General features: G+C 55.5%; 20 protein-coding genes and 1 tRNA gene. 9 read left to right on the forward strand and 12 right to left on the reverse strand.

Features of this window, described 5'->3' with window-relative positions:
* The first annotated feature begins 104 nt into the window (after nt 1–104).
* From DY251_RS08845 to DY251_RS08855, 3 genes are all read left to right on the forward strand, one after another.
* Complete coding sequence (locus DY251_RS08845) at nt 105–1397, forward strand: glycosyltransferase (RefSeq protein WP_158553237.1); 1293 nt, start codon at nt 105–107, stop codon at nt 1395–1397.
* Nucleotides 1398–1678: 281 nt separating this feature from the next.
* Entirely contained in the window at nt 1679–2575 is an 897-nt protein-coding gene (locus DY251_RS08850) for an efflux RND transporter periplasmic adaptor subunit (protein WP_137113609.1), read from the forward strand.
* A complete protein-coding gene (locus DY251_RS08855; protein WP_116623536.1) occupies nt 2566–3768 on the forward strand; it encodes an alginate lyase family protein in 1203 nt (400 codons plus the stop codon). Before DY251_RS08850 ends, DY251_RS08855 begins: the two co-directional genes overlap by 10 nt.
* Nucleotides 3769–3909: 141 nt before the next feature.
* Here the strand turns inward: DY251_RS08855 and DY251_RS08860 are convergent, their stop codons facing one another.
* The 3 genes from DY251_RS08860 to DY251_RS08870 form a co-directional block, all read right to left on the reverse strand.
* Complete coding sequence (locus tag DY251_RS08860; RefSeq protein WP_116623537.1) at nt 3910–4539, reverse strand: NYN domain-containing protein; 630 nt, start codon at nt 4537–4539, stop codon at nt 3910–3912.
* A gap of 174 nt (nt 4540–4713) precedes the next feature.
* The gene (locus DY251_RS08865; RefSeq protein ID WP_116623538.1) at nt 4714–5958 is read right to left on the reverse strand and encodes a tyrosine-type recombinase/integrase; all 1245 of its coding nucleotides are present in this window, start codon (nt 5956–5958) and stop codon (nt 4714–4716) included.
* Nucleotides 5945–6175, reverse strand: coding sequence for an Arc family DNA-binding protein (locus DY251_RS08870; RefSeq protein WP_116623814.1), 231 nt, complete (start codon nt 6173–6175; stop codon nt 5945–5947). Before DY251_RS08870 ends, DY251_RS08865 begins: the two co-directional genes overlap by 14 nt.
* 102 nt (nt 6176–6277) lie before the next feature.
* Here DY251_RS08870 and DY251_RS08875 point away from each other — a divergent pair, with 102 nt between their 5' ends.
* The 4 genes from DY251_RS08875 to DY251_RS08885 all read left to right on the forward strand — a co-directional run bounded on the left by DY251_RS08875 (nt 6278) and on the right by DY251_RS08885 (nt 9596).
* Complete coding sequence (locus tag DY251_RS08875; protein WP_116623539.1) at nt 6278–6466, forward strand: MerR family transcriptional regulator; 189 nt, start codon at nt 6278–6280, stop codon at nt 6464–6466.
* A 90-nt stretch (nt 6467–6556) separates the two neighbouring features.
* On the forward strand, nt 6557–6754 hold the full coding sequence (locus DY251_RS21455) for a hypothetical protein (RefSeq protein WP_158553238.1): 198 nt from the start codon (nt 6557–6559) through the stop codon (nt 6752–6754).
* Nucleotides 6735–8771, forward strand: coding sequence for a bifunctional DNA primase/polymerase (locus tag DY251_RS08880; protein WP_158553239.1), 2037 nt, complete (start codon nt 6735–6737; stop codon nt 8769–8771). Before DY251_RS21455 ends, DY251_RS08880 begins: the two co-directional genes overlap by 20 nt.
* 594 nt (nt 8772–9365) lie before the next feature.
* Nucleotides 9366–9596, forward strand: coding sequence for a hypothetical protein (locus DY251_RS08885; RefSeq protein ID WP_116623541.1), 231 nt, complete (start codon nt 9366–9368; stop codon nt 9594–9596).
* A 564-nt stretch (nt 9597–10160) separates the two neighbouring features.
* Here DY251_RS08885 and DY251_RS21745 read toward each other — a convergent pair.
* Both DY251_RS21745 and DY251_RS21265 read right to left on the reverse strand, forming a co-directional pair.
* Nucleotides 10161–11783, reverse strand: a complete 1623-nt coding sequence (locus DY251_RS21745) for a calcium-binding protein (protein WP_116623542.1) — start codon at nt 11781–11783, stop codon at nt 10161–10163.
* A 385-nt stretch (nt 11784–12168) separates the two neighbouring features.
* Complete coding sequence (locus tag DY251_RS21265; protein WP_158553240.1) at nt 12169–12948, reverse strand: hypothetical protein; 780 nt, start codon at nt 12946–12948, stop codon at nt 12169–12171.
* A 270-nt stretch (nt 12949–13218) separates the two neighbouring features.
* On the opposite strand from DY251_RS21265, the gene DY251_RS08900 reads away from it, so the two are divergent.
* A complete protein-coding gene (locus tag DY251_RS08900) occupies nt 13219–13650 on the forward strand; it encodes a hypothetical protein (RefSeq protein ID WP_147307425.1) in 432 nt (143 codons plus the stop codon).
* A 7-nt stretch (nt 13651–13657) separates the two neighbouring features.
* On the opposite strand, the gene DY251_RS08905 is transcribed toward DY251_RS08900, so the two are convergent.
* From DY251_RS08905 to hemP, 4 genes are all read right to left on the reverse strand, one after another.
* A complete protein-coding gene (locus DY251_RS08905) occupies nt 13658–14461 on the reverse strand; it encodes a toll/interleukin-1 receptor domain-containing protein (protein ID WP_158553241.1) in 804 nt (267 codons plus the stop codon).
* 166 nt (nt 14462–14627) lie between these two features.
* Nucleotides 14628–14704: transfer RNA gene (locus DY251_RS08910), tRNA-Met, on the reverse strand.
* Nucleotides 14705–14813: 109 nt separating this feature from the next.
* Nucleotides 14814–18281: a pyruvate carboxylase gene (gene pyc / locus DY251_RS08915; RefSeq protein WP_116623546.1), complete on the reverse strand. Its 3468-nt coding sequence runs from the start codon at nt 18279–18281 to the stop codon at nt 14814–14816.
* 156 nt (nt 18282–18437) lie between these two features.
* Nucleotides 18438–18644: a hemin uptake protein HemP gene (hemP, locus tag DY251_RS08920; RefSeq protein ID WP_116623547.1), complete on the reverse strand. Its 207-nt coding sequence runs from the start codon at nt 18642–18644 to the stop codon at nt 18438–18440.
* Nucleotides 18645–18906: 262 nt separating this feature from the next.
* Here hemP and DY251_RS08925 point away from each other — a divergent pair, with 262 nt between their 5' ends.
* On the forward strand, nt 18907–20103 hold the full coding sequence (locus tag DY251_RS08925; protein ID WP_116623548.1) for an MFS transporter: 1197 nt from the start codon (nt 18907–18909) through the stop codon (nt 20101–20103).
* Nucleotides 20104–20265: 162 nt separating this feature from the next.
* Here DY251_RS08925 and DY251_RS08930 read toward each other — a convergent pair whose 3' ends face one another.
* The 3 genes from DY251_RS08930 to DY251_RS08940 all read right to left on the reverse strand — a co-directional run bounded on the left by DY251_RS08930 (nt 20266) and on the right by DY251_RS08940 (nt 24837).
* Complete coding sequence (locus DY251_RS08930; protein WP_116623549.1) at nt 20266–20424, reverse strand: DUF3309 family protein; 159 nt, start codon at nt 20422–20424, stop codon at nt 20266–20268.
* Nucleotides 20425–20522: 98 nt separating this feature from the next.
* On the reverse strand, nt 20523–23687 hold the full coding sequence (locus DY251_RS08935; protein ID WP_116623550.1) for an efflux RND transporter permease subunit: 3165 nt from the start codon (nt 23685–23687) through the stop codon (nt 20523–20525).
* 4 nt (nt 23688–23691) lie between these two features.
* Nucleotides 23692–24837, reverse strand: coding sequence for an efflux RND transporter periplasmic adaptor subunit (locus DY251_RS08940; protein ID WP_116623551.1), 1146 nt, complete (start codon nt 24835–24837; stop codon nt 23692–23694).
* Nucleotides 24838–24987 lie beyond the last annotated feature (150 nt).

Genomic DNA, 24987 nt, shown 5'->3' on the forward strand with positions numbered 1-24987 from the left:
GGCCGCATTCGGCGGTGCCGTCGAGATTTTTTCTTGCGTTCGGATTTATCGCCGTATGGCGATATAGCTGGGGAACCCTCCATTTCATTCGAGGCCTGTTATATTTGGGGTTCGTATTTCCGCGCCGTCGCGCCGCAGCGGCTGCGCTGGGCCCGGCCCATCCAATTGAGCATATTTTTGGAGTTATCTGCTCATTTCGTATCCCGGAAACCCAGTTCCGCGCCGTCTATCGTTCTTTGATTGCAAATTGTATTTCAAGCGCAATCCCGGCCACGCTTGTTGCCTCGGTCACGTCCGATCGTGATTGCGCAATTCTTGCAGAATTGCTTGAAGAAGCAGGAAATCCCGAGGCTCTGCGCATAATTGTGCAGTTCCAAAGAGGTGATGGCAAGCGCGAAGCCATGGCTATGGCTTTGCGCGCTATCGCGAGGGAGCAGCCGTCGCGGAATTCGGTGACGGTGCTGCTGGACGGCGATGTTGTGCTATCACCTTGTGCGCTTGCCAAATGCATCGACTTTATGGCCGCCAATCCAAAGCTGGCGGCAGTGACCACAAATAATGATGCGAAGGTCGAGGGCGGAAATCTGGTCCGCCATTGGTATCAACTCAGATTTGCCCAGCGGCATCTTTTGATGTCATCGCTTTCGCTTTCCGGGCGGCTTTTGGTTCTGACGGGGCGATTTTCACTTTACCGGACCTCAGAGGTCATCAAGCCCGCGTTCATAAATATCATTGAGCGCGACAGCATAAGCCACTGGCTGCATGGCCGCATCAAGCTGTTGAGCGGCGACGACAAATCTGCATGGCACCAGGTTTTGAAAGACGGTGGGCGGATGGCCTACTTGCCGGATGTGCTTGCGACGTCGTTCGAAGCAATGCCGGGAAACCGGGGTTTCGTTGCCGAAAGCACATCATTGATGATGCGGTGGTTCGGGAACATGCGCAGGGAAAATGGCCGCGCCATAGGGCTCGGCGTCAAACGCTGCGGCCCGTTTCTGTGGTGGTGTCTCGTCGATCAGCGAATTTCGCCTTGGACGACCCAGCTTGGATGCGCAATGGCCATCGTGACGTTGCTGCGCGGGCACCCCGACCTACTCATAATATGCGCTGCTTGGGTTGTCATGTCGCGCACGATATTGTCAGCGGCGTATGGCGCAATTTATGGCGGCTTTCATCCGGCTTGGCCAATGCTTCTTCTCTACACTCAGTATTGGGGAAGCGCCCTGAAGATTTATATGGCCTTCCATCCATATCTTCAAAGCTGGACGAGGCAGGGTATTTCGCGCAAGGAATCCAGCAAGCCCGCTCGGCTCGCAGCGACATGCCTTCACCTCTTTTCGATATTTTTCATCGCGGTAGCAGCGGTCAGCGTTGCCCGTTTCATGGGTGAAAGCTGATGAATCTGCATGCGGTGGCGAAGCCCCTCCCTCAGGGGTTGGAAGTTGAACGGCGGGATTCAAGAGAAGGCGTTGAGGTTACTCTGCCATTCAAGGTTTTTCACGGCGAGCACTGTTACAAAGGGATAAGGCTGTCACGCACCCATCTTGTTGTTGCCAACGATCATGAGATGCCAGCTTTTCCGGCGTCGCAGCCAATTGATGTGTCCGTGCGTCTCACGCTCTCTGGAACAGAATTTGTTTTGTCGCTGAGTGTCATGGCGAATGCTTGTGAACCCGGTATGACGAAATTGGACATCGCTGATATCAGCGAAGAAGCCGCGACTACACTTAGCAATTTCGTACGCATCGCCGTAACCGGGTGGCTTCCCCGCGCGGAAGATCTTGCGAAAGGCTGGGATAGTGAAACGCCGCTAAAGCAGGCTTCAACTCCGTCAGTACGGCGCGGGATATTTCCGTGGCTGGTTTTTGGGGCCAGCGCCTTGCTGCTGGCGTTCGGCGTAACGTTCACAGCCCAGCAAATTTATTATGACATGACGCGCATACGTGCAGAAGCGGCAGCAATTTCTGCGCCGCGCACAGATCTCATAAGTCACGAATATGGAAGCGTTGCGCCGGATATAGTCGGTGTCGGGGCAAAGGCAAAACCGGGACAGTTCCTCGCCCGTGTTGTCTCGGATGATCTGGAAGCTTCCATGAAGATGGAAGAAGCGGATCTGGCTCTATTGAAGGAAAGCGAGAGCGTTCCATCTTCCGCCGGCAAGCAGGAAATAATTCAAGGTCGAATTGCTGCGCTGGAGCGGCGCCGGCAAGCGCTATCTTATCGATCCCAGTGCGAGTGCAAAGTTATCTGGGCTGCGCCGCCGAATACGCCGGTCGCGCCCGGCACGTTGTTGGTCAGCCTTGTTGCGTCTGGTGCCGACCAGATCCGCGTGGAAGCGCTGGTCTCGCCTGCGGACGCACTCAACATATCACCCGGGCAGATGGCTACCGTTACGCCTGCTGGCTCGGCTATCGGTCGTAGTGCTCATGTAGGAGCAGTAAAATACGAGTTTGTACCTGCGCCAAAAATAGGACTCGGCAAGCGTGAAGGCTTTGTCACCGTCGAGCTTGTGATTGACGGCGCAGTGGATGAACTCATCCCCGGAACCCCTGCGGACGTTCTAATATGGAAATAAATTCATTGCGCCATCTCGCCTGGCCGAAGGTTTCAACTGTGCTCGCTGCAGCGCTTCCCTTCCTTCTGGCCTTTATTCCCGCTGCGGCGTTCTCAATGTCATCGGAGGAACGCGCGCTTCTCGATTTGAGCGTGTATAGCGTCCACGACAAAAACGCGGGTTATTTCGATAAGGAGCAGCGTAGGGCTGAGCTTGCCCACACGACTGATCGTGGTTTGCGCGCAGTAATGTCGCGCCTGAAAAAACGCGAACTGTGCGCTGCAAGCGTGTCGATCCCCGTTATATCAGGGGCGGAAGTCACTCCCCGTTTTTACGAGGACCGCGATGCGTGGCGTCGAGCCGCAGCGCCGTATCATGACTTCGAGGACATGGTCAGCAATCTGGCTGCCCAGCAATTCATAGCGCCGGACAAAAAATCGGGCGAATGCCTCATTTCTCTTCTGGATCATTGGGCGGCAAATGGCGCCTTTCTCAAGTTCGATATCGAGACTTCGGAGCGCCAAACCTGGTATCAGATCGAGTCATCCCTTTTCGCGGCCGCCTTTGCCTATTCGATCATTCGCGGCGACATAGTTGGTCACGACGAGGAGAAAGGACGCATCGAGTCATGGTTGGCAAAGGCCGCGAAGATGCATCTCGCGCATCCTGGAACGGACGATAATACGTGCTGCAACAACCATTTTTATCGTCGCGCGCTTTACGCTGCGATTATCGGCGTTGTTGTCGACGATGACGCCCTTTTTCGAGTCGGTATCAGCGCCATCTATTCCGCGCTTTCAGATGCCTCGCCAGATGGTGCGCTTCGCCTTGAAATGACCCGTCAGCAATATTCCGCCAAGTATCAGGTGTATGCCACTATGTATCTGGCCTTCATCGCTGAAGTGGCGGCGCGGCAGGGCTACGATATGTACAACCTCAAATTCAACGGGCGCTCGCTCGACGAAGTCGTGAGTTTCTCAGTCGCATCGATACTCTCGCCAGAGACTGCTGCGCAGGCCGCAAATACGCCGAATCAGGACACAGAGTTTTTGAAGGACAAGCAGTACTTCAGCTGGCTGGAGTTGCTATCACGACGCCCGCTTTGGCGAGACGCATCTGAAGCGCTGCTTTCGTCGCGTCGCCCTGCGTATAATCGTAGTCTGGGCGGCTACACGACGCTCTACTATTTCCCGGCAGCGCCGGCACAGAACTAGTTGGCAATCGAAACCGCGCTGAAAAAGAGGTTCTGGTAGCGGAGGAGGGATTTGAACCCCCGACACAAGGATTATGATTCCTTGGTGAATTGCCTGTTTTATTGGTTTTTGGCAGATTTGTCGCGTCCATGTCGCGTTTAATCACGAAAGTACGAAGTCTGCATGGGCTTTTAACTCTCGCCGTGCACCTTTGTGTCCCAGAGTGCAAAGCATAACCTTCACGCCCTCGCGGCGGACAAATTTAAAAGCCGGCACAAAATCGCTGTCGCCTGTAACCACTGCAACCGCTCGAACAGTATCGCGCAACGCTAACCGAGCCATGTCAAGACCGATGCGGATATCAACGCCTTTTTGGCCTATATCGAGGTCAAAATCTTTGTCAGTTATCGCGCGCGGGGTCTTTATCAACTGCTTGGCTGATCTCGGCTTCATCTTCCACTGCTGAGGCGTAAGCCGCGTCTCACCCATTCGGATGGCCACCCCGTCTTTCAATTCGAGTTGATCATACAGGCTCTGCGAATGCCGATATCGTTCGGTCGAAGAAAGGGGAAACTCTTCATTGCTGACCGGCTTTAGGATCGTTTCGCCTGAAGGCGGCGCATCATAATAGTATATGCGCATGAGTTCGTAGCTTTTGAGGTGCTCATTTGCACGGATTTCGTTGCACAGGTCGATTATATCATCGGCCAATGCCGGTCTTCCGAGCTTTTCTTTGAGCTTGCGAGTTACAAATCCGCCATCAAGCAAGATGGCATAGCGCGCGAGATACATGTTCCCCCAAAACGGATCCAGCCCATCCAAGCGCCGCTACTGCAGTGCTTATCGGATGGGCTGTCTCACCGTTTATCTCGTTGCTGGATCTGCCCAGCTGTATGAGGAGAGATAAGACTCAACTGCTTAACAGTCAATAATAGTCAATCGGTCTGAATCGATTTTATGTGCCACTTATCCGAGCAGCGCAGCTTCGGCAGCAGCTAGTTCATCAGCATCATTGGTACGCGGAAAGAGATGTCCATAGACGTCTGCCGTCATTGTGATCGATGAATGGCCCATGCGTTCCTGCACCACTTTCAACGGCAGGCCCAGACCGCCCTCCTGCGGCCGATTGATGAGCCATGATGCATAGAAATGCCGGAGCGCATGCAAGCCGGTGTACTTTGCGGCGAGGATCGGCTTGCCGTCCTTATTCAGATCGCCCGTGTCCACTGTAACGCCAGCCGCGATCATCGTCGGCACAAGTCCACGGCTGATGATGTTAGCATGGCTCTCGACCTTGCCGTTGCCGTTGGCGAAAATCAGATGCGAGGGGCGGGCGTCTTCGCGGATTGGGTTGCCCTCATTGTCCCTGCCTTTGACTGGCCTGCTGTAGCCGAGCCTCCATTCTCTGAGTGCATTCACCACCATTGGCGGAACAGGGATAGTCCTTTCGCCAGCACCAGATTTTGGGCGGCCAATATCGCCGAACTCGTCGGCCCGTTGCCGAACGCTGACAGATCGCCCTTCAAGGTCTACATCCTGCCAGCGTAAGCCGCGCAATTCGCTGGAGCGAACGCCGGTGAAGATCAGTGTCAGGAACAGTGGCCGCCAGCGGCCCGACAGTTTGCCCACAAACGCTTTGATCTCGTTCGGTGCCGGAATGTCTGTTCCCACCAGCAAACGCGCTTTCTGACGCCTTTCTGCCTGTTTCTCGCGGCCTCTGCGACGCGTTCCACGGATATCCTTCACAGGGTTACGCGTGATTAGCCCGCGTTCCTGCCCATCGGTGATTATTGCTCCAAGCGATCCTACAACCTTCTTGACCATTACCGCTGTGCGGCCCTGTGCTCGCAGCTTATCCTCGAAATCGCGTATGGCAGGCACAGTTAGCTTGGATAGCAGCGTGCTTCCAATAAATGGCTCTATATGCAGCGTGAGGTGTCGCTTACGTTGGTTCATGGTGCTACGTTCCAATCGTGCCTCATCGCCACTTGCGAGCCAGAATTTACCGGCTTTGCTAACGGTCACAGTGGCTCGGTCGGCAACGTGAACACCATCGCGAACCTCGACCTTGGCTGTGGCGGAAAACTGGTCGGCATCCTTCTTCTTCGCGAAAGTCTTCAGTCGGCGCACGTTTTTTGTATCGACGTAATCGACAATCCAAGCCTCTCTGCGCTCGCCTTTTGTGGTCCATACACGTTTACGAACGCTCATTAGTCTTCTCCACCGCTGCGGCAAGTCGCTCGATGGCGAGGGTGAGCCGATCATCGATGCCCATTGCACGATCCACAGCCTTAACGAAGGACATCTGCAAGCGGTGGACGATTTCAGCGCCAAGCGAGCGGTTATTTGCTTCTGCCTCTTCGGTCAGAAGGTCTCGAAGGCTAGCGGGATACCTGAAAGTCAGGCGGGCTTCTTCATCGGGTTTCATATCTTCTCCTTTTCGGCTGCTCATTACGCTCTGTCTCATATTGACACAGACCCCCGTATGTCCTATTTTGTCATCATATGTCACAAATAAAGGAAAGTCCATATGACTGACACTAATGAAACCTCGCCTCTGCTCTGGGAAGTGAAGGAGATTGCAAAGGCAATCGGGCGCACCGAGCGCGCAACCTTCCACCTTCTCGCCAAGGGACGTATTCCCGCAAAGAAGATCGGTTCGCAGTGGGTTTGCGACCGCGAACAGTTGATGAATTTCTTCAAGGAGACGGCAGCATGATCGAGGCTGTCGGTTCCATTTTTCTTGCCATGCTGGCCGGTGCGCTGGTGGGCGCACTTATCATGGGTGCCGTGTAGCGGCTCTCACACCATGATGCCCGAAAACAAATTTCTTCTGCCCGACAGCACGGTCGTCAAGGCCCTCTGCCGGGTTACGCGCGTATTGGAAGAAGCCGAAAAGGCGGTTGCGGATGGACGGACAGTTGCCGCCCGCAGCCATCTTAAAGCGGCACGCGCACACATCGATTTCCTCTTTGAGGATTACCTCCGTGCATTCTACTCCGACTAAAAACCTGCCCGTGATCGAGCAGGCACTTGAATACGCCCGTAACGGCTTTCCTGTTTTCCCCGTCAACCCGCAAACCAATAGCCCGCTGACAAAAAACGGCTTCTACGATGCCACGACCGATCCGGCACAGATTAAACAATCGTGGGACTGGACGCCCGACGCCATGATCGGCATTCCAACCGGCGCAGTGTCTGGTGTGTGGGTGCTCGACCTTGATAGGCCGAAGGAAGGCAATCAGGTCGATGGCGTTGAAGAGTTCGAAAAGCTACTCCGCCAATACAATGCCGATCCGATTATCACCCATACCGTCGTTTCTGCACATGGCGGACGTCATCTGTATTTTGCATACGACCCGGCTCACCCGATCAGGGGTTGGACCAATCTTGACAAAAAGCATATCGATACTCGCGGCGACGGCAACTACATCATCGCTGCCGGTTCGATCACAAGCGCCAATGAGCGCTATACGTTTGAAGACCCGTTTAGCCTCTACAAAATCGCGACAGCGCCTGACTGGCTGTATCAGTGGATTGAGGAGGCACGGCGGAAGCCATCCGCCGTTGACAGGCAGTATCAGCAAACGGCACAGCAGCAGATGGCTCAGCCTGCGGGCACAAAGCCTGCAACGCCTGAGTACGGCAGGAAGGCGCTGGAAAGCGAAGCGGCCAAACTGGCCGGAGCCCCCACGGGCGAGCGCCATAACCATACACTCAACAGCGCCATAAGCATGGGAACGATTGTTGCGGCAGGCGCGCTTACCAAAAGCGAAGTCGTCAGCGCACTGACAGATGCCTGCCACACGAATGGTCACATCAAGGATGACGGGGATCGCTCCGTGGAACAGACGATTAATGACGGGCTGGCTTACGGCATAAGCAAAGGCCCCCGCATGTTGCCTGAAAGCAAGTTCCACGATGAAACCAACAATACGGCAGACGCCGCACGGTTGCAAAAGGCGACCTGGGTCTGTGGTTCGGATTTCGCAGGTCAAGACATTCCCCCGCGTGAATTTCTCGATGATCGCGAGCTGATCCCGGTAAAGGCCGTTACACAACTGAGTGGTGACGGGGCCGTAGGAAAATCCCTTCTTGCCTTGCAAACTGCGATTGCAGTTGCGACGGATACAGAATGGCTTTCCAAGAAAGTTAAAGGTGGATCAGCGATCTATTTGTCCGCTGAGGACGATCTCGATGAAATTCGTCGCCGCATTGCCAAGATTTGCGAAGGTGAAAATATCGACCCCAACGATCTCAAAGACCTCCATATCCTCCCCTTGGTCGGAAAAGATGCATTGCTCGCCACTGTTCGGAAAGATGGTGTTGTCAAAGCGACTGAGTTGTTTGGAGAGCTTGCACGGAAGGTCGCCGAGCTTCAGGCAAAGCTCGTAGTAATCGATAATCTCTCGAATGTTTTCGCCGGAAATGAGAACGACCGCTCTCAGGCAACACAGTTTATTTCGCTATTGGACGGCATCGCCCTTCAATCGCGCTGTGCAGTGCTTCTGCTAGCACATCCCTCCGTGTCGGGCATGAATGACGGGACAGGCCGTTCCGGCACTACAGGTTGGGGGAACAGAGTTCGTTCCAAGGTCTATTTCGAACGCGTAAAGGGCGAGAAAGGCCTTGAGAAGAACGAAGACTTGCGGACGCTTACCTCGAACAAAGTTAACTACGCTAAGCAAGGCGAGGTCGTCCATATGCGTTGGGAAAACTGGCGCTTTGTGGCCGATGGTGTGGAAACGAGTCTGAACAAGGACGCACTTGCGGCAAAGGCTGATCGTGTCTTCATGATCCTGTTGCGGTGGTACAATGACAACAACCTATCAGTGGGTCCGAATCCCGGATCAAATTACGCGCCATCACTTTTCGCAAAAGACGACGCGGCGGAAGGCGTCACGAAAGAGCAATTTGGAAAAGCCATGAAGAGGCTGCTCGCTGCGGGTAAAATCGCGGTTCACGAAAACGGGCGTAAGACACAGCGGCTTCACATCACACCGCTGAAATATGGTGAAGAATGATGATCTTGGTGGCTTGCGGGTACATGACAGACGCGATGCAAACGCAATGGCCGAAAGTTACAGACGCGGTGCAGACGCCCGCAAACGCCGGAAAACATAGGTGCAGACGCCTTACAGACGCCAATCACGGCTATGCACACAGACGATCTGACAGACGCCCTACAGACGCTTACAGACGCCGCAAAAAGTACCTACAGACGCCTTACACACACACCCTCCTTTACTATGTAAAGGAAAGAGGGGCGCTTATTTGCGCGCCCTCCTTCTTTTCCCTTTTTGATTATCAAATGGATCGCAACCCTCTCGCAGAAGCGGGGCGGGCGTGGCGAAAACCTCCAGCGCATCGCACCGGTAACCGAGCGCCCCAATCATCTTAGCAAAACCTGTGTGGGAAAGTTTTAGCAAATGATGAAATATGAATGCCATCGTTTGAACTGCCGGGGGGCGGGTAAAGACCCATCAACCACCGATCAGCCAAAACCCGTCCGCCCCTCATGCGCAGATTTTTTTCCGCTGTCTGAAAAATCTAAACCGGAGTTTCTGCACCCTGTCATGAGCGTTTGATTTCGGATAGCTAATTAAGGACAATCAAACATGAAGGCATTTCCTCCGGATCGTTCCGCCGCAGAACGGCAGCGGCGCAGGCGGCTCCGTCAGCGACGTGGGTTATTGAGGTTGTCGTTCGATGTGGATGAGGTTCAGCATGTCGAACTGTTGATTGCCAGCGGGTATCTGCGAGCGGATCAGGCGGAAGATCGTGAAGCAATCAATCTGGCGACGCAGAGACTGAATCAACGGTTGGCGGTTGCAGACGTGGTTCAGTGACCGCTGGAATGCCTCCATTTGACTCAGCGAGACTCGCACAGCGCGTTTTGCATGGTTGCTGGTGTCGGACACCGGAAAAAGCTGGAGCCGCTGTAAGCGGCATTTCTGAGTCAAGAATCGAATATCAGTAACGGCTAAGAAGCCTGATTTCGGGGAACGATGCGTTGCTGTGGTGAGCGGCGGTTTCCGCGCAATTCAAAATAAGATTTTGCTTATGCCTCCCCTGTCTTCGTCTACGTCTGGGCCAGCAGCACGCTATTCAACTGCGAACTGCATACCATCTTGGAACAAACAAATAAGGGCGATCATGGATCAGGACCATGATAAATATCAAGATATTCATCAGATATTCCCATCCACGAATCACCCGCGGTCGGGCGATTCTTTCAGATTGTATCAATCCACCTAACCGACCAAAGCCAGATTAGTAATCGCTAATCCACAGGGCATAAAGTTAGATGTCAGCCCGGACATATAGGTAAACAACCCCTCACATCAACAATGACAGGCACTTGCCCAGTGAGGAACCCCACCTGATTGGATGGGGTTGCAGTGGTTTAACGCTTAGGCCAGCAAGACATCCTTTGGCGCAATACTGCCAAGACCTGTAAGTCTAACGCTGTCTGTCGCGCTCAACTGGATCACGCTGTCAGCACCGTCCGCAAGCAGGGAAAGACCAGCAAAGCTATAGACACCGAAGGCAGTCAGATCGAGCTTGTCTATACCTCTTTGGAAATCCGTGATTACGTCAGCGCCACCGCCCAAACCGATAACAAATGTATCTTTGCCTGCACCACCGGTCATGGTGTCATTGCCGCTTCCGCCCGTCAGCACGTCGTTACCGGAGCCGCCGTCGAGAATATTATCGGTGCCGCCATACACGGTAAGCCGGTCGTTGCCAGTGCCACCGAATACCCAGTTGGAACCAATGGACCCTGCCTCAATCCGTGCGACGAGCACGTCGTTGCCAGCGCCTCCGTCAAGAGTATTTCGAGACAGTATAAATTGATCGGTCCCGCGTATATAAGTTTGGGCAATGGAAGCGCTCAAGTGATCGTTGCCGTCGCCACCGTCAAGATTGTTGGAGAGGGTGTAAGTTCTGGAGGGACCGCCAGCTATAATTTCGGAGTTAAGATTGTCCTGACCCGCACCGCCAGAGAGCGAACTGTCAATCTTCAGTGACATCCAACCATCGGCATTCGTGCTGGCAGTCAAGACGTCGTTGCCAGTGCCCCCGTCAAGATTGGTCTTTATGACCGTGTCACCATTGCCTAATGCGGTGTGAGTTGAAGTCAGCACGTCATTGCCTTCCTCGCCAAACAGTTCGTTCGTGCCGTAAGCGGAAGAGGTATTCGAGGAGATTCTTGTGCTTGCGGTTACGGTATCGTTACCCTTCCCCCCATGAACGACATTACGTGCGTCATATGTTGACATTGCCGGCGCATAAACAGTTGCCTCAATGACGTCATTCCCGTCGCCGCCGCTGACGTCATTCAATGCCAATTCCAAGTCTGAATGTTTGTGCGCAGCAGCATAGGCGACGATGTGGTCTTTGCCAGCACCGCCGTCAATTACGTTTACTACCCAGTTATCGCCAATGTTCCCCATCGCCTCGGCTTTTGCGGTGATCGTGTCGTTTCCTGCGCCGCCGAAGATTCTGTTTGTGATTACCGCCTTTTCACTAGAAAGCTCATTGACGGTTCCTCTGACATTGATCGTGTCGTTACCGCTTCCACCGTCGGCAAAAAGGTCGGATGTCCACGTGTCAGCCTTCATCAACAATGGAGACGACGAGGTGTCAGCCGTCATCAACGACGGGAACGACGAGCTAAGGTTAAGTTCGTCGTTGCCCGCCCCGCCCATCTGAATACCGCTGACTGATTGAACAGGATCACTCGTAGCGCTGATTGTCGTTGTCAGAACGTCATTTCCTGCACCGCCGAATAGTGCCGTTTCATTCTGCGTGCTTGATAGCTTGTCAGTGCCGCCCAAGCCAAAAACCATATCACCAGGCAATTCAGCCGCCAGCACGTCGTTCTTATCGGTCCCCAATATCAGTCGGCGGATTGAGCGGATAAAAGGTAGCCAGTCCAGCCACGGAGAAGTTGCCGTGAGATTGTCTAAACCGCCAATTGCATTTGCCACTTGCACCGCGTTTTCGTCATTTACTGAAACTATGCGAACCATTGCGATCTATCCCCCTGCGATCAGATTCGTTTCGGAGGGAAAGTATTGCAGTTTGCTTGAACAACTGCACTAGGGCGCGCGGGCAAGCGCAAATATACAATTAGCGCTACCACGGCCTAAATGGAATGAGCGATGCTCAAGAAAGACTCGACAAGCTTAAATGGCTTGTCATATGCATCCACAGAGCAATGCCCAGCCTGCTTGAACGTATGAAAAACGGCACCCTTCGCCATTATGCGAGTTAAGGTGACACTTTCGGATTGTGTGAAATTTTTTTTGATGAGCAAGAACGAAGATTAGCAAGCACTAGTCACAAAGCCTGACGCCCGAAAGTCGGCTCCCGGCGTGGGTAGGCCGCGCAAGCCTTCATGTCAGCAAGAATCAGTTACTTGCTTTCGATCAGTTCAATTACCTTAAACAACCCATCCAGATCAGATGGGCAGTTGTCCGTGAAATCTTGGTCGCAAGCGTCAGAAATTGCGATTGCTTCGGCAAGTTTACGCACACCTTCTTCACCCCACTTCTGGGATACTTTATATCGCAAGGATTCCTCATATGCTGTGTTGAGCATCCGAAGACCATAAGAATTCAGTTCGTCACGTGAAAGCTTGCGAATTCGCAGCGAAGAAGTTGATTTCATGAGCGCCAAAACGGAGGTGCTAACTCTATTGCGCTCAAAGAGATTCTCTATTTTTTCATATGTGGTCGCAAAATATCTATTAATAGATGTCGGGTTATTTGGTACGTCACTCGGTAGTTGAGATACCGAAATATTATGGACGCCAACTTCACCGCCGATATATCTGTATCTCCCTCCTGCTAATATAAGTACACAACTACTGTAGCATTTGTTGGAGACACCAACACGAGCGCCATACTTCGAGAATATGTTAGATATGTTGATCGCCGGTTCAACATAGCCCCCCTCACTGTCGAGGCGGACTTTCCATATTGATCCAAAACTTGTGGGCTTGTTGGTATTCTTGTCGTAGAAAAGATCATATATAAAAGTTAAAAAAATTGAATCGGCGTAGTTTATCTTTCCATATATGGTTACATCTACATATTTCGACGGGCATCCAAATGCGTTTTGGATGTTATCTAGTTTTGAAAGGAGTTCTTCCCTTTTTTCTGTGGGAAAACAGCTTCCGCAATCACCTTCCATTTCGAGAGTTGTAATATACTTGTCGTCTATAGAGCAGTTCAAGCGCACGTATGCATACGCCGACTCAGCGTTGCACACGAAGAACGCCGACAGCCCAAAAAGTAACAGTGATGATGACACGTGCTTTAGGTACATGGCACACCTTGGATAACCTAACTCTATCGCTGTTTTAGAAGCCGCTTTACAACTGCGGCAAGTTCGACGTTCCGATAATCAGGTCGAACAATAGTGTTAACCTCTTGCGTTTATTCCTAGGTATGTAATCCTATCTTGACTGATTCACCCCAATTCCGATTGGTCGATTATCGCAAGATACACCCCGATGCGCACGGCCACACCCCGCATTATCTCGTTTACAGGGATGATCTTTGGTGCGGCTCGATCTACCGATGGCCGGGCACTGCAGAGGTGCAGTGGCACTGGATAGTCAATGGCTGTGTGTTTGTTCAGCAGCAGGACCAGAGCACCGGCGTGATGCACTTCAGCGAGCATGGTTCAGAGGATACGAGAGAGGAAGCCATGAAGGCATGGCGGGCGGCATGGCACCGACTCAATCCAGACCTTGACGCCATGCGCGTCGATCAAAACAACTTCAAATCGAGAGTGCGACGGCCTGTAGATCAGTATGCCGAATACCAGCGCGTCGTTAAACGGGACAGGGAGGCGTTTCTGGCGCGAATGGCAGAGACGGTGATGCGGTAGGATTTTGCTATTCCTTTTTGTCCTCGATGAAATCAGTCAGAGAACTCAGGAGTCCTTTTTGGTTTGAGTTTTTTTCAAGCTCCTCAGACAATATCGAAGAAGTAGATTTGATTTCATCAAAACTTTTAGGCCAGAACGCAACGGGACGACGCATTGCGTCGCGACGGTTGCCCAGCAAAGCTTCTGCGATTTCTTGAACGTTCTGGTCGTGAACCAATTTACGAACGTCGGACTGAATGAAAGTTATAGCTCGCTCTATCCGCTCCATCCTTTCTGCTGGAGTTGGCTCTGCCATCACTTCATGCTCAGAGAATTCTATTTTCGCATAGGTAACTTCGAATTTTGGCCACCAAACCTCAAAAGTCTCCTCCAAATTCTGTTGTAGCAATGGCGAAGGCAGTTCGCCATTTAGCGTCCGAACCAGCGACAATATCCCGTCTTTGCTGACCTCTGCCGCTTGGAACGCCTGCAGAGGATTCCCGGTGAGTTCAATCACTTTCATCTGGCAAAGCAGTGGAACGACTCGTCCCTCCACGTGTTTTGAAAGCGCCCCGGCTTCGAACTGAATCCAAGGCGCTTCTTTGTTGGAGCGGGTTACGATCACAATTCCAAAGTTTGTAGATTCGAGTTCTTCCGCCAAACGCGGATACCAGCGTTCTCCGCCTTTAATGTCCTTGGAAGAGACGAAAACTCGAACGGTCTGAAGGACGTTTGGCAACCAATTATGCAATAATTTAGCTACTGCTTGACTTGAGTCACCTGACCAACTGACGAAGACCTTAAAATGTCCCGCTCCTTGCCCTGCTGACATGGCTCTGCTCCCTCTCCATGTCGCAATCATGTCGCATGGATTTGCCGAGCGCCAGTGGAAGTCATTGAAATTCAACGGAAATGGTTTGCAACATAATGCAACATAAAATCTGCCGTTACGGAGGATTTGGTAGAAGCTAATCTATTGAATTTGCTACGGAATTTAATGGTAGCGGAGGAGGGATTTGAACCCCCGACACAAGGATTATGATTCCTCTGCTCTAACCAACTGAGCTACTCCGCCCCAAGATGAGCAACGCAGATGCGCGGCTCTGTCCGAAGGACGCGCGGATATAGGATTGGACTGCGGGGCATGTCAAGTTGCCGATTGCACTGCAGCAGTGCAAATCTGCTTATGCGTCCGCAGCGAAAATCACCAGCAGGTCCTTCGCGTCGATCTGGTCGCCGCTGCGCACCAAAACTTCGGCGATTGTGCCGTCGCGTTCGGCGTGCAGCGCCGTCTCCATTTTCATGGCTTCGATGGACAACAGCACGTCTCCGGCCTGCACGCTCTGGCCTGCATTCACCGCAAGCGTTGAGACGACACCTGGCATGGGCGCGCCGACATGCAGCTCGTTGCCTACGTCCGCCTTGCGCCGTGCCTTACCATTGGATGCGCCATGCGCGCGATCTGGCACCTTGATGCGGCGCGGCTGGCCGTTCAATTCGAAGAACACCGTCACCATGCCCTTTTCGTCCGTATCGCCGATTGCGAGGCAGCGGATCACCAGCGTCTTGCCGCGCTCGATGTCGACGAAAACCTCGCCCTCTGCTTCCATGCCGTAAAAATAAGTCGGCGTCGGCAGCACGCTGACGGGCCCATACAGTTCTTGCGCGGCCGCGAAGTCGGTGAACACCTTCGGATACATCAGCCACGACGCAAATTCGTATTCGCTCAATGTGCGGCCGAGCTTCTCCTCAATGTCCTTGCGGCTTGCCTTGAGATCGGCGGGCTTGAGCAGTGCGCCGGGCCGTTCGGTATACGGCTTGTCGCCCTTCAGCGCCTTTTTCTGCAACGCTTTCGGCCAGCCGCCGGGGGACTGCCCCAGATCGCCGCGCAACATCGAGATCACCGAGTCGGGAAACGCAATGTCTTTAGCCGGATTCTCGACATCTGCTACGCTCAGCTCCTGGCTCACCATCATCAGCGCCATATCGCCGACCACCTTGGATGATGGTGTTACCTTAACAATATCGCCGAACATCAGGTTCACGTCGTGATAGGCTTGCGCCACTTCATGCCAGCGCGTTTCCAGCCCAAGCGAGCGCGCCTGCTCCTTGAGGTTGGTGAACTGGCCGCCCGGCATTTCATGCAGATACACCTCGGATGCAGGGCCTTTCAGATCACTTTCAAACGCCGTGTATTGGTTGCGCACTGCTTCCCAATAGAAGGAAATGCGGCGGATCCAGTGCGGATCAAGACCGGAATCGTGCGGTGTGCCGCGCAGCGCTTCCACAATCGAGCCGAGGCAGGGCTGAGACGTATTTCCTGAGAACGAGTCCATAGCGGCGTCGATGGCGTCGGCACCGCTCTCCACTGCCGCCAGCACGGTTGCTGCCGAAAGCCCGGACGTATCATGCGTGTGAAAATGGATCGGCAGGCCCGTCGCGTCGCGCAACGCCTTGAACAGCACGCGCGCGGCACCGGGCTTCAGCAGGCCGGCCATGTCCTTCACAGCTATGATATGCGCACCCGCCTTCTCAAGCTCCTTGGCCAGTTCAACGTAGTAGCGCAGGTCATATTTCGCGCGCTCCGGGTCAAGAATGTCGCCCGTGTAACACATGGCCGCTTCGCAAAGCTTGTCTTCCTTGCGCACGGCATCCATCGCCACGCGCATGTTTTCCACCCAGTTCAGGCAGTCGAACACGCGGAACAGATCAATGCCACCGCTTGCGGCCTGCTTCACGAAATGCTGCACGACATTGTCGGGATAGTTCGTGTACCCCACGCCGTTCGCGCCGCGCAGCAGCATCTGCAGCAATATGTTTGGCGCTGCTTCTCGCACCTTGCTCAGGCGTTCCCACGGGTCTTCCGTCAGGAAACGCATCGCAACATCGAACGTCGCGCCACCCCAGCATTCCAGCGAGAGCAGTTGAGGCAGGGCGCGCGCATAGGTTCCCGCGATACGGGCAATGTCGTAGGTGCGCATGCGCGTTGCCAGCAGCGATTGATGCCCGTCGCGCATGGTCGTGTCAGTCACCAGCACTTGCTTCTGCTCGCGCATCCAGCGTGCAAAACCTTCCGGGCCGAGCTCATCCAGTTTTTGCTTGGTGCCGTTTGGAATCGCCCCGGTGAACCACGGAATGACCGGTGCTGCCGCTTCGGGGTCTGGCGCCGGTCGTCCGCGCGTTTCGGGATGTCCGTTCACGGTCACGTCCGCCAGATAGTTCAGTAGCTTGGTGGCGCGGTCCTGCCGCTTCACCTGCGTGAAAAGCTCCGGTGTCGTATCGATGAAGCGCGTCGTGTAGGAATTATCGTGGAAGCTCGGATGCGCAATGATGGCTTCGAGAAATGTCAGATTGGTCGCCACGCCGCGGATGCGGAATTCGCGCAGCGCGCGGTTCATGCGCGCGATTGCCTCTTCCGAAGTCGGAGCCCAGGCCGTCACTTTTTCCAGCAGCGGATCGTAGAAGCGGGTGATCACCGCGCCGGAATAGGCTGTTCCTCCATCCAGCCGAATGCCGAATCCCGTCGCGCCGCGATAGGCGGTGATACGCCCATAATCGGGGATGAAATTGTGCTCCGGATCTTCCGTTGTGATGCGACACTGAAGGGCGTGGCCGTTCAGCTTGATGTCTTTCTGCTTCGGCACGCCGGATTCGGGCGTGCCGATTGCATAGCCGTCGAGAATGTGAATCTGCGCCTTGACGATGTCGATGCCGGTCACAGCTTCCGTGACCGTGTGCTCCACCTGAATGCGCGGGTTCACCTCGATGAAGTAGAATTTGCCGCTATCGGCGTCCTGCAGAAACTCGACCGTGCCGGCCCCGATATAGTCTGTTTCCTTCGCGATCTTCAGCGCATAGCCGCACAACTCCTCGCGTTGTGCGTCATTCAGATATGGCGCGGGCGCGCGCTCGACAACTTTCTGGTTGCGCCGCTGGATTGAGCAATCACGTTCGAACAGATGAACGGCATTGCCATGCGTGTCGCCCAGAACCTGCACCTCCACGTGGCGTGCGCGCTCTACCAGCTTTTCGAGATAGACTTCGTCCTTGCCGAATGCGGCTTTCGCCTCGCGCTTGCCCTCGACCACTTCACGCAGGAGGTCTGCTTCGGAGCGAATGGCGCGCATGCCGCGTCCGCCGCCGCCCCATGATGCTTTCAGCATCACCGGATAGCCCATCTCGCGGGCAAGCCGCTTCACCTCGTCCATGTCGTCGGGCAGCGGGTCGGTCGCCGGCACCACTGGTACACCCACCTGAATGGCGAGATTGCGCGCGGCCACCTTGTTGCCCAGCCGCCGCATGGTTTCCGGTTTGGGGCCGATAAACGTTATCCCTGCTTCCGCGCAGGCGTCGGCGAATTCGGGGCTTTCCGAAAGCAGGCCATAGCCGGGATGGATCGCATCCGCGCCTGAATATTTCGCAACGCGCAATATCTCATCGATCGAGAGATAGCTTTCGATCGGGCCCATGTCTTTGGTGAGCCATGGCCCGCGCCCGACCTGATAGCTTTCGTCTGCCTTGAAGCGATGGAGCGAATATTTGTCTTCTTCCGCCCATATGGCGACGGTTTTCAGGCCCAGCTCATTAGCTGCACGAAAAACGCGGATGGCGATTTCCGACCGATTGGCAACGAGAATTTTCTTGATAGCCACGCACCAGCTCCCGCAGAACTTTTCCTATCTGCTTAGCTGAAAAATTGTGCAGTGCAAACAAATTTGGCAACATGAAAATCGGCCAATCTGCGAGAGATGTTTATCACCTCGTAGCTTGGCCGCTTTTGCCGTGGAGCAGGTGGGCCGATCCGCGTCTTATTTGTTGAGGATCAGCTTGCCCTGACGCGTGATCTTCAGGCGATAGAGCGACTCGCCATGCGCAATCCCGATTTCATGTTCTCCCCGCTCGAACAAGCTGCTGCTCGACAGGGTCCGCACGCCAATGCGCGTTTCGAGCGACCGTTGCGGTTCGTTGCGTTCATTGCGGAGCGAGCGGTGGAACTGGGGATTATACGTGTTCATCAGTGGGCCCTATTGATCGGGTGGTTCGAGCCGAACCGCTATATTCTTGACGAAAAATATCAAGTTTAATTCGGAACGCAAGCGGCGAATTTGGAAACGACCAATTTTCGTGTTGGATGAGTGTATGAGGTGTCGAATTGTATCCCTCATCCCGCTGCCGGCACCACACGCCCCAATTAACTTTTCTGGCCCATTCAATACACCTTGACGCTGCATTGAACCGATTTAACTTTGCGCGGATTCGGGAAACGGGTGGATTTGCATGAACACCGCGCAGAATTTGGCAACGGCGCAGCGTGGGCGCTGGGCAGTGGCAGGGCTGTTCTTTCTGAACGGCTTCCTTGTCGGCAGTTGGGCTCCCCAGATTCCAGAACTCGCAACGCGGCTGGCAATTCGCGAGTCGACGCTCGGCATTCTGATATTGGTGTTCGGCCTGGGCGCGATGTCGTTCATGCCGCTGTCGGGTGTTCTCATGTCTCGCTATGGTTCGCGCCGTGTGGGGCTCGGTTTCGCCTGCGCGTGCGTTTTCGCGCTGCTCGCAGTCGTATCCGCTCCCAACGTTCCGCTTGTGGCCATTGCGATGTTTTTCTTTGGCGGCGTTGTCGGCGCGATGGATGTCGCCATGAACTCCAACGCCGTTGCGGTCGAAAAGAAATTGTCGCGCGCGATCATGTCCTCGTCGCACGGTTTCTGGAGCCTGGGCGGCTTTGTCGGCGGTGGTCTGGGCGGGCTCATCATCCAGAATTTTGGGGCGTTCGCCCATGCGGTGAGCGTCACCATCGCACTGGCCATCATGCTGGTGCTCGCTGCGCGCTATGTCATCGACGACAAGCATCCGGAAGCGAGCAAGCAGAAAAAGCCGATGCGGCTGCCGCGCATTGCATCTGTTTATCTCGTGGGGGCGGTGGCGCTCTTTGCAATGATACCGGAAGGCGCGATTCTGGATTGGGGCGCGCTTTACCTCCGCAACGAGCTTGGCGTATCCATCGCCACCGCCGGGCTTGGCTTCGCACTCTTTGCGGGTGCGATGGCGGTGCTGCGATTTGTGGGCGACCGTGTTCGTAATCGCTTCGGCGCCGTTCAGACCATGCGCATTTCGTGTCTTATCGCAGCGGCGGGCATCTTCGTGGCGGGGTTGTCGCCATGGGCGTGGCTGGTCATTGCGTCATTCGCTGTTGCGGGTGTTGGCATCGCCAACATCGTGCCGATTGCCTTCTCAGCCGCAGGCAACCAGCCTGGCATTTCTGCCAGCACCGGCATGAGCGTCGTCACCACGATTGGCTATTCCGGAATTTTGCTCGCGCCTTCGGCAATTGGCTTCGCCGCTGAACATGTAGGCTTTTCTTGGGTGTACATTGCGCTGTCAGTGCCGCTGATCGTCGTTTGCGCATGTGCGGAACTCGTGCGTGCTGCGGACTTCCAGCCGGATCGGCAGATAGCCGGACCTGAGATGATCTAGGAGACGCTCCACCCGACCCTTCGGGCCATCTTCATCAAGTGGAGGGAAGGTGCCACCCAACCGAAGTTTCCAAACATAAAGGTTGAGAGGCTATCCAAGTTAACCCCCTCCCCTCGATGGGGAGGGTGGCCCGAAGGTCCGGGTGGGTGAAATCTTGATCGTCTACAGCCGTCCCATCAACAGCAATACCAGCACGACGACGAGCAGTACGCCGACGATACCTGACGGGCCATATCCCCAACCGCGAGAATAGGGCCAGCTCGGCACTGCGCCGATCAAAATCAGAATAAGAATGATGAGAAGAAGTGTGCCTAATGTCATATCCGGGTTCCCTCCGACTATTCGGACCGGAGATGAAATGCGCGAACCCCGCTAAGGGTTCCCGAATACGCTGTGCGCGCATTCGGGAAGATGGATTTTTACTCGGCGGGTGCAGGTGTTGCGCCGCTGTCGGCCGGTCGCGGAGCCGTGCGGATAGCGCCCTTTTTCTCGCGCCGGAAAAGGCGATCTTTCAATCGGCCAATCCACCCTTTTTGGCCGGGTGTGCGCTTGTCGCGCGTGAACACCATCAGCATTGAAGGCGTTACGATCAACGTCAGCACGGTCGCGAAAGAAAGGCCGAACACGATGGCCGATGAAAGCGCGATCCACCATTGCGTGGAGGGCGCGCTTATCGTCGTTTCGTGGTGGAAGATTTCCAGACCAAGACCGAAGGCGATGGGCAGCACGCCGAGGATGGCCGATACCGCCGTCAGCACCACGGGGCGCGCGCGTTCGCGGCAGGTTTGCAGCACCGCATCGAGCTTGTTCCAGCCTTCTTCGCGCAGCCGGTCATAGGTATCGATCAGCACGATGTTGTTGTTCACCACAACGCCAGCCAACGCAATAATGCCGATGCCAGACATGACAATGACAAAAGCCTGCCCAGTCAGCATCATGCCCAATAGCGCGCCGATGGTCGCCATGATGACGCAGGACAGCACAAGAACCACGCTGGTAAACTTGTTGAACTGCGCCAGCAGCACGATGAAGATCAGGAAGATCGCGGCGCCGAATGCATTGGTAAGGAAGCTTTGCGCTTCCGCGCTGTCCTCATCGGAGCCAGCCATTTTCCAGTTGATGCCGGGCAAATCCATTTTGCTCACGGCTTCGCGCACTTCATTCTGCACCGCGTTTACCTGATAGCCGGAAGCGACATTAGCCTGCACGGTGATCGTGCGCTTCCCATCGATGCGGTTCAGAATACCTACCGTATGTTCCGGCTTGCGCGAAACGAAGTTTGAAATCGGCACGGAGCCGTTCGCCGTCTCGATGCGCAATTGATCCAGTTCGGTGAGCGTGCGCCGGTCTTCCGGCAATCGCAGCCGAATGTCCACGGCATCGTCAGCGCCAGCCGGACGATAGTCGGTCAGCTTGAGTCCGGTCGTGACCAGTTGCACAGCCGTACCAACAGCCGTCGGCGATACGCCATATTGCGCGGCCTTCGAGCGATCGACCTGCAGCGCCCAGTCAACGCCGGGCGGTGGCAGGCCGTCATCGAGATCGATGACGCCCGGAATCTTGGCGACCGCCGCCGCGACCTCTTTGGCCTTGTCGTTCAGCCCTTCGGGATTTGTCGCGGACAATTGAACCTGCACGGCCTTGCCGGTCGGCGGGCCAGCTTCCGGCACGCGCACCTCGACATCCACGCCCGGAATGCCGGCCATCGCTGCGCGCAACTCGTCCAGAATTGCGTGAGCGGGCTTGCGCTCGCGCCAGTCCACAAACTCGTACTGGATTACGCCGACCACATCTTCGGGGATTTCGTTGCCGCCGCGGGATTTACCCACACGCGTATAAACCGACTTGATACCCGGCCAGCCGAGCATCCGGCTTTCAGCCTGCCGGGTCGCCGCGTCCATTTCCTCAAGCGAGAGATTGCCGCGTGCGTGCACATAGAGCAGGCCGTAATCCGGCTCGACATTGGGGAAGAACTCTACGCCGCGCCCGAAATGCGAATAGGCGTAAGGCACGGCGACCAGCAGCGCCAGCGTCAGCAGCAGCACCGTTTTCGGATAATGCACCGCCTTGTTGACGACGGCCATGTAAAGCCCGTCCTTGTGCTCTTCCTGATGGTCCGGCGCCTTGGCAAACATCGCGCCCAGCGTCGGCGCAAAGATCAGGGCATAGGCCATCGATGCTGCCAGCGTCACGATCAGCGTGATCGGCAGATACTTCATAAAGTCGCCGATAATACCCGGCCAGAACAGCAGCGGCGAAAACGCCGCGATGCGTGTCATCGTCGCCGCAATAACCGGCCCCGCCATGCGCTTGGCGGCAAGCTCGAATGCCTGCTCGCGGGGCATGCCTTCCGACATGCGCCGTTCGGCAAACTCTGTCACGATAATCGCATCGTCCACCAACATGCCGACCGCAAGGATCAGGCTGAACAGCACGATCATGTTGATCGTGTAGCCCATCAGCGCGAGTGCCAATATGCCCATCAGGAACGACGACGGAATCGCGATTCCGATCAGCAGGGAGGCGCGGCCCGACAGTGCGTAGAGAATAACGATAAAGACCAGAATCACTGCGATCAAAACGTGGTTCTGCAGGTCGGAAAGCAGTTGCTTCACGAATACGGATTTGTCCTGCGTATAGGTCACGACCATGCCTTCCGGCGCGGTCTTGACGAACTCGTCGGCGACTGCCTTTGCGCCGTCGATCGTCTCGACAATATTCGCGCCGATGCGCTTCTTCACCTCGATTGCGATGGCGTTCTTGCCATCCAGCCGCGTGATCGTCTCAGCATCCTCGAAGGTCGAGCGCACCGTCGCAATGTCCTGCACGCGCACCACCGCGTTCGGTCCCGCCACGACCGGCAGTTTGGCGACATCTTCCGGCGTCTCGATCAGCGCCGGAACCTTGATGGCATATTTGCCCTCGGAGCCCTCCATCGCGCCAGCGGCCACGAGGTTGTTCGATTGCCCGATGCCTTGAATCAACTGGTCGAGCCGCAAGCCGTAGGACGACAGCCGCATCGGATCGATGATCGCTTCCACAAGCTCGTCGCGAGAACCTTGCAGTGTGCCTTCCAGCACGCCGGGCACTTCCTCGATGCGGTCGCGCAGTTCCTTCGCAGCCGCTGTCAGCACACGCTCCGGCACATCGCCCGAAAGCGTCACCACCAGCACAGGAAATTCGGAGAGGTTCACCTCGTTGACGGTCGGTTCCTCAACGCCTTGTGGCAGGTCGCGCTTGGCGTCCTGCACCTTGTTGCGCGTGTCGATCAGCGCGTCGCCGAGATCGGTTGAAGGGTCGAACTCGACCAGCACATAGCCGCCGCCCTCATAGGCTGCGGAGCGCATCTCCTTGAGCCCCTTGAGATTTTTCAGCTGCGCCTCGACTGGCCGCAGCAGAAGCCGCTCGGAATCCTCCGGCGAAATGCCCTGATAAATCAGGCTCACATACATGATCGGAATGGCGACGTCCGGCTCGGCCTCTTTCGGCACGGCGCGATATGCAAGCGCGCCCGCGATGATGAGAAACAGCAGAACGGAAAGGGTCAGCCGCGCATTGCGGATCGCAAGTTTGACGATGTCCATTTGCTTACTGCGTTCCGGTTGCGTCCTGAGCGAGCTTCTGGATCATTGCCGGATCTGCTGCGACCGGCTTCACCTCGTCGCCTTCCTTGACCAGATCCTGACCGGCCATGATCACCCGCGCATCAGCGGGAATACCTGCAAGCAGCAAGCCAGTCGGTGTGTCGTCAACGAGATCGATAGGGAAGAACACAACCTTGTTCGCACTATCCACCGCGCGAATGCCGAGATCGCCTGTCGCGGAAAGCGTAACGACCGAACGCGGCAGTGCCACGGCATCGACCGGCGCGCTGCGCAAGGTCAGTTCGGCCGTCATGCCCGCCGGTATCCTGCCTTCGGGGTTCGGAATCTGGATTTCAACACGGTAGGTGCGCGTCGCTGCCGTTGCCTCCCGGCTGATGTAGCGAACCGAGCCGTCCACCTTCGCGCCATCCACAAGAGTGGCCTCGGCCTTATCGCCGATCTTGATGTGGGAGAGGTCGCGCTCGCTGATTTCGCCGCGCACCACCACCGGGTCGAGGCTCAGCATGGTGGCGACGTCACCACCCTGTGGGACCGAGCTTCCCAGTTCTACGGTCACATCATCCACAATGCCGTCGAACGGCGCCACGATGCGGGTCCGCTCCAGTTCCGCGCGCGCGGTTTCCAACTGTGCGCGCGCCTGTGCCAGAGCCGAAACGGCGGTCGTCAGTTGCAGCTTGGCCAGGTTGCCGCTCTTGGAGAGCTGCTGCGAGGCTTCCAGTTCCGCCTCGCGCTGTTTCACAAGCTGCATAGCCGTCTCAACGGCGGCCGGCTTCTCTTCCGATTCAAGGCGTAGAATAAGATCGCCCGCCTTCACGCGGTCGCCTTCCTTCACAGGCAATTCGGCAATGATGCCTGCCGCGCGCGTTGCCAGCACGGCGCGCTTGTCTGCCTGCGTCTGGCCGGAAATCCGAATCGCGCGTGCGTGGCCTATGCGCGGCGGGGTCATCACCGCCACTGTGCGCAGCACAGGTTTGTTTTCTGCCGCTTTCTTCGCGGCGTCAGCCTTTTCCGCCGTTTCGTTTTCGGCAGAGGCGCTGCCAACCGAGGAGAACTTGCCGGTTGCCATCCATGCAGCAAATCCGATTAGCACGACCACAGCCGCGATTTTGTGAAATCTATATTTAGCCATTGGCATTTTGTCCGTTTTGTCGGCGAACTAGACGTCCATGCAAGAACGTTTGATATGGGGCGGTGCCGACATGCCTTCAATCAAATTTCGTACGTGTCCGAAATTTCGGCGCTTCATATACGAAATTTGCGATTCAAAATAGTCTTAGGC

This window comes from Mesorhizobium denitrificans (genome assembly GCF_003403035.1).
In the GTDB taxonomy this organism is placed as follows: domain Bacteria; phylum Pseudomonadota; class Alphaproteobacteria; order Rhizobiales; family Rhizobiaceae; genus Mesorhizobium_G; species Mesorhizobium_G denitrificans.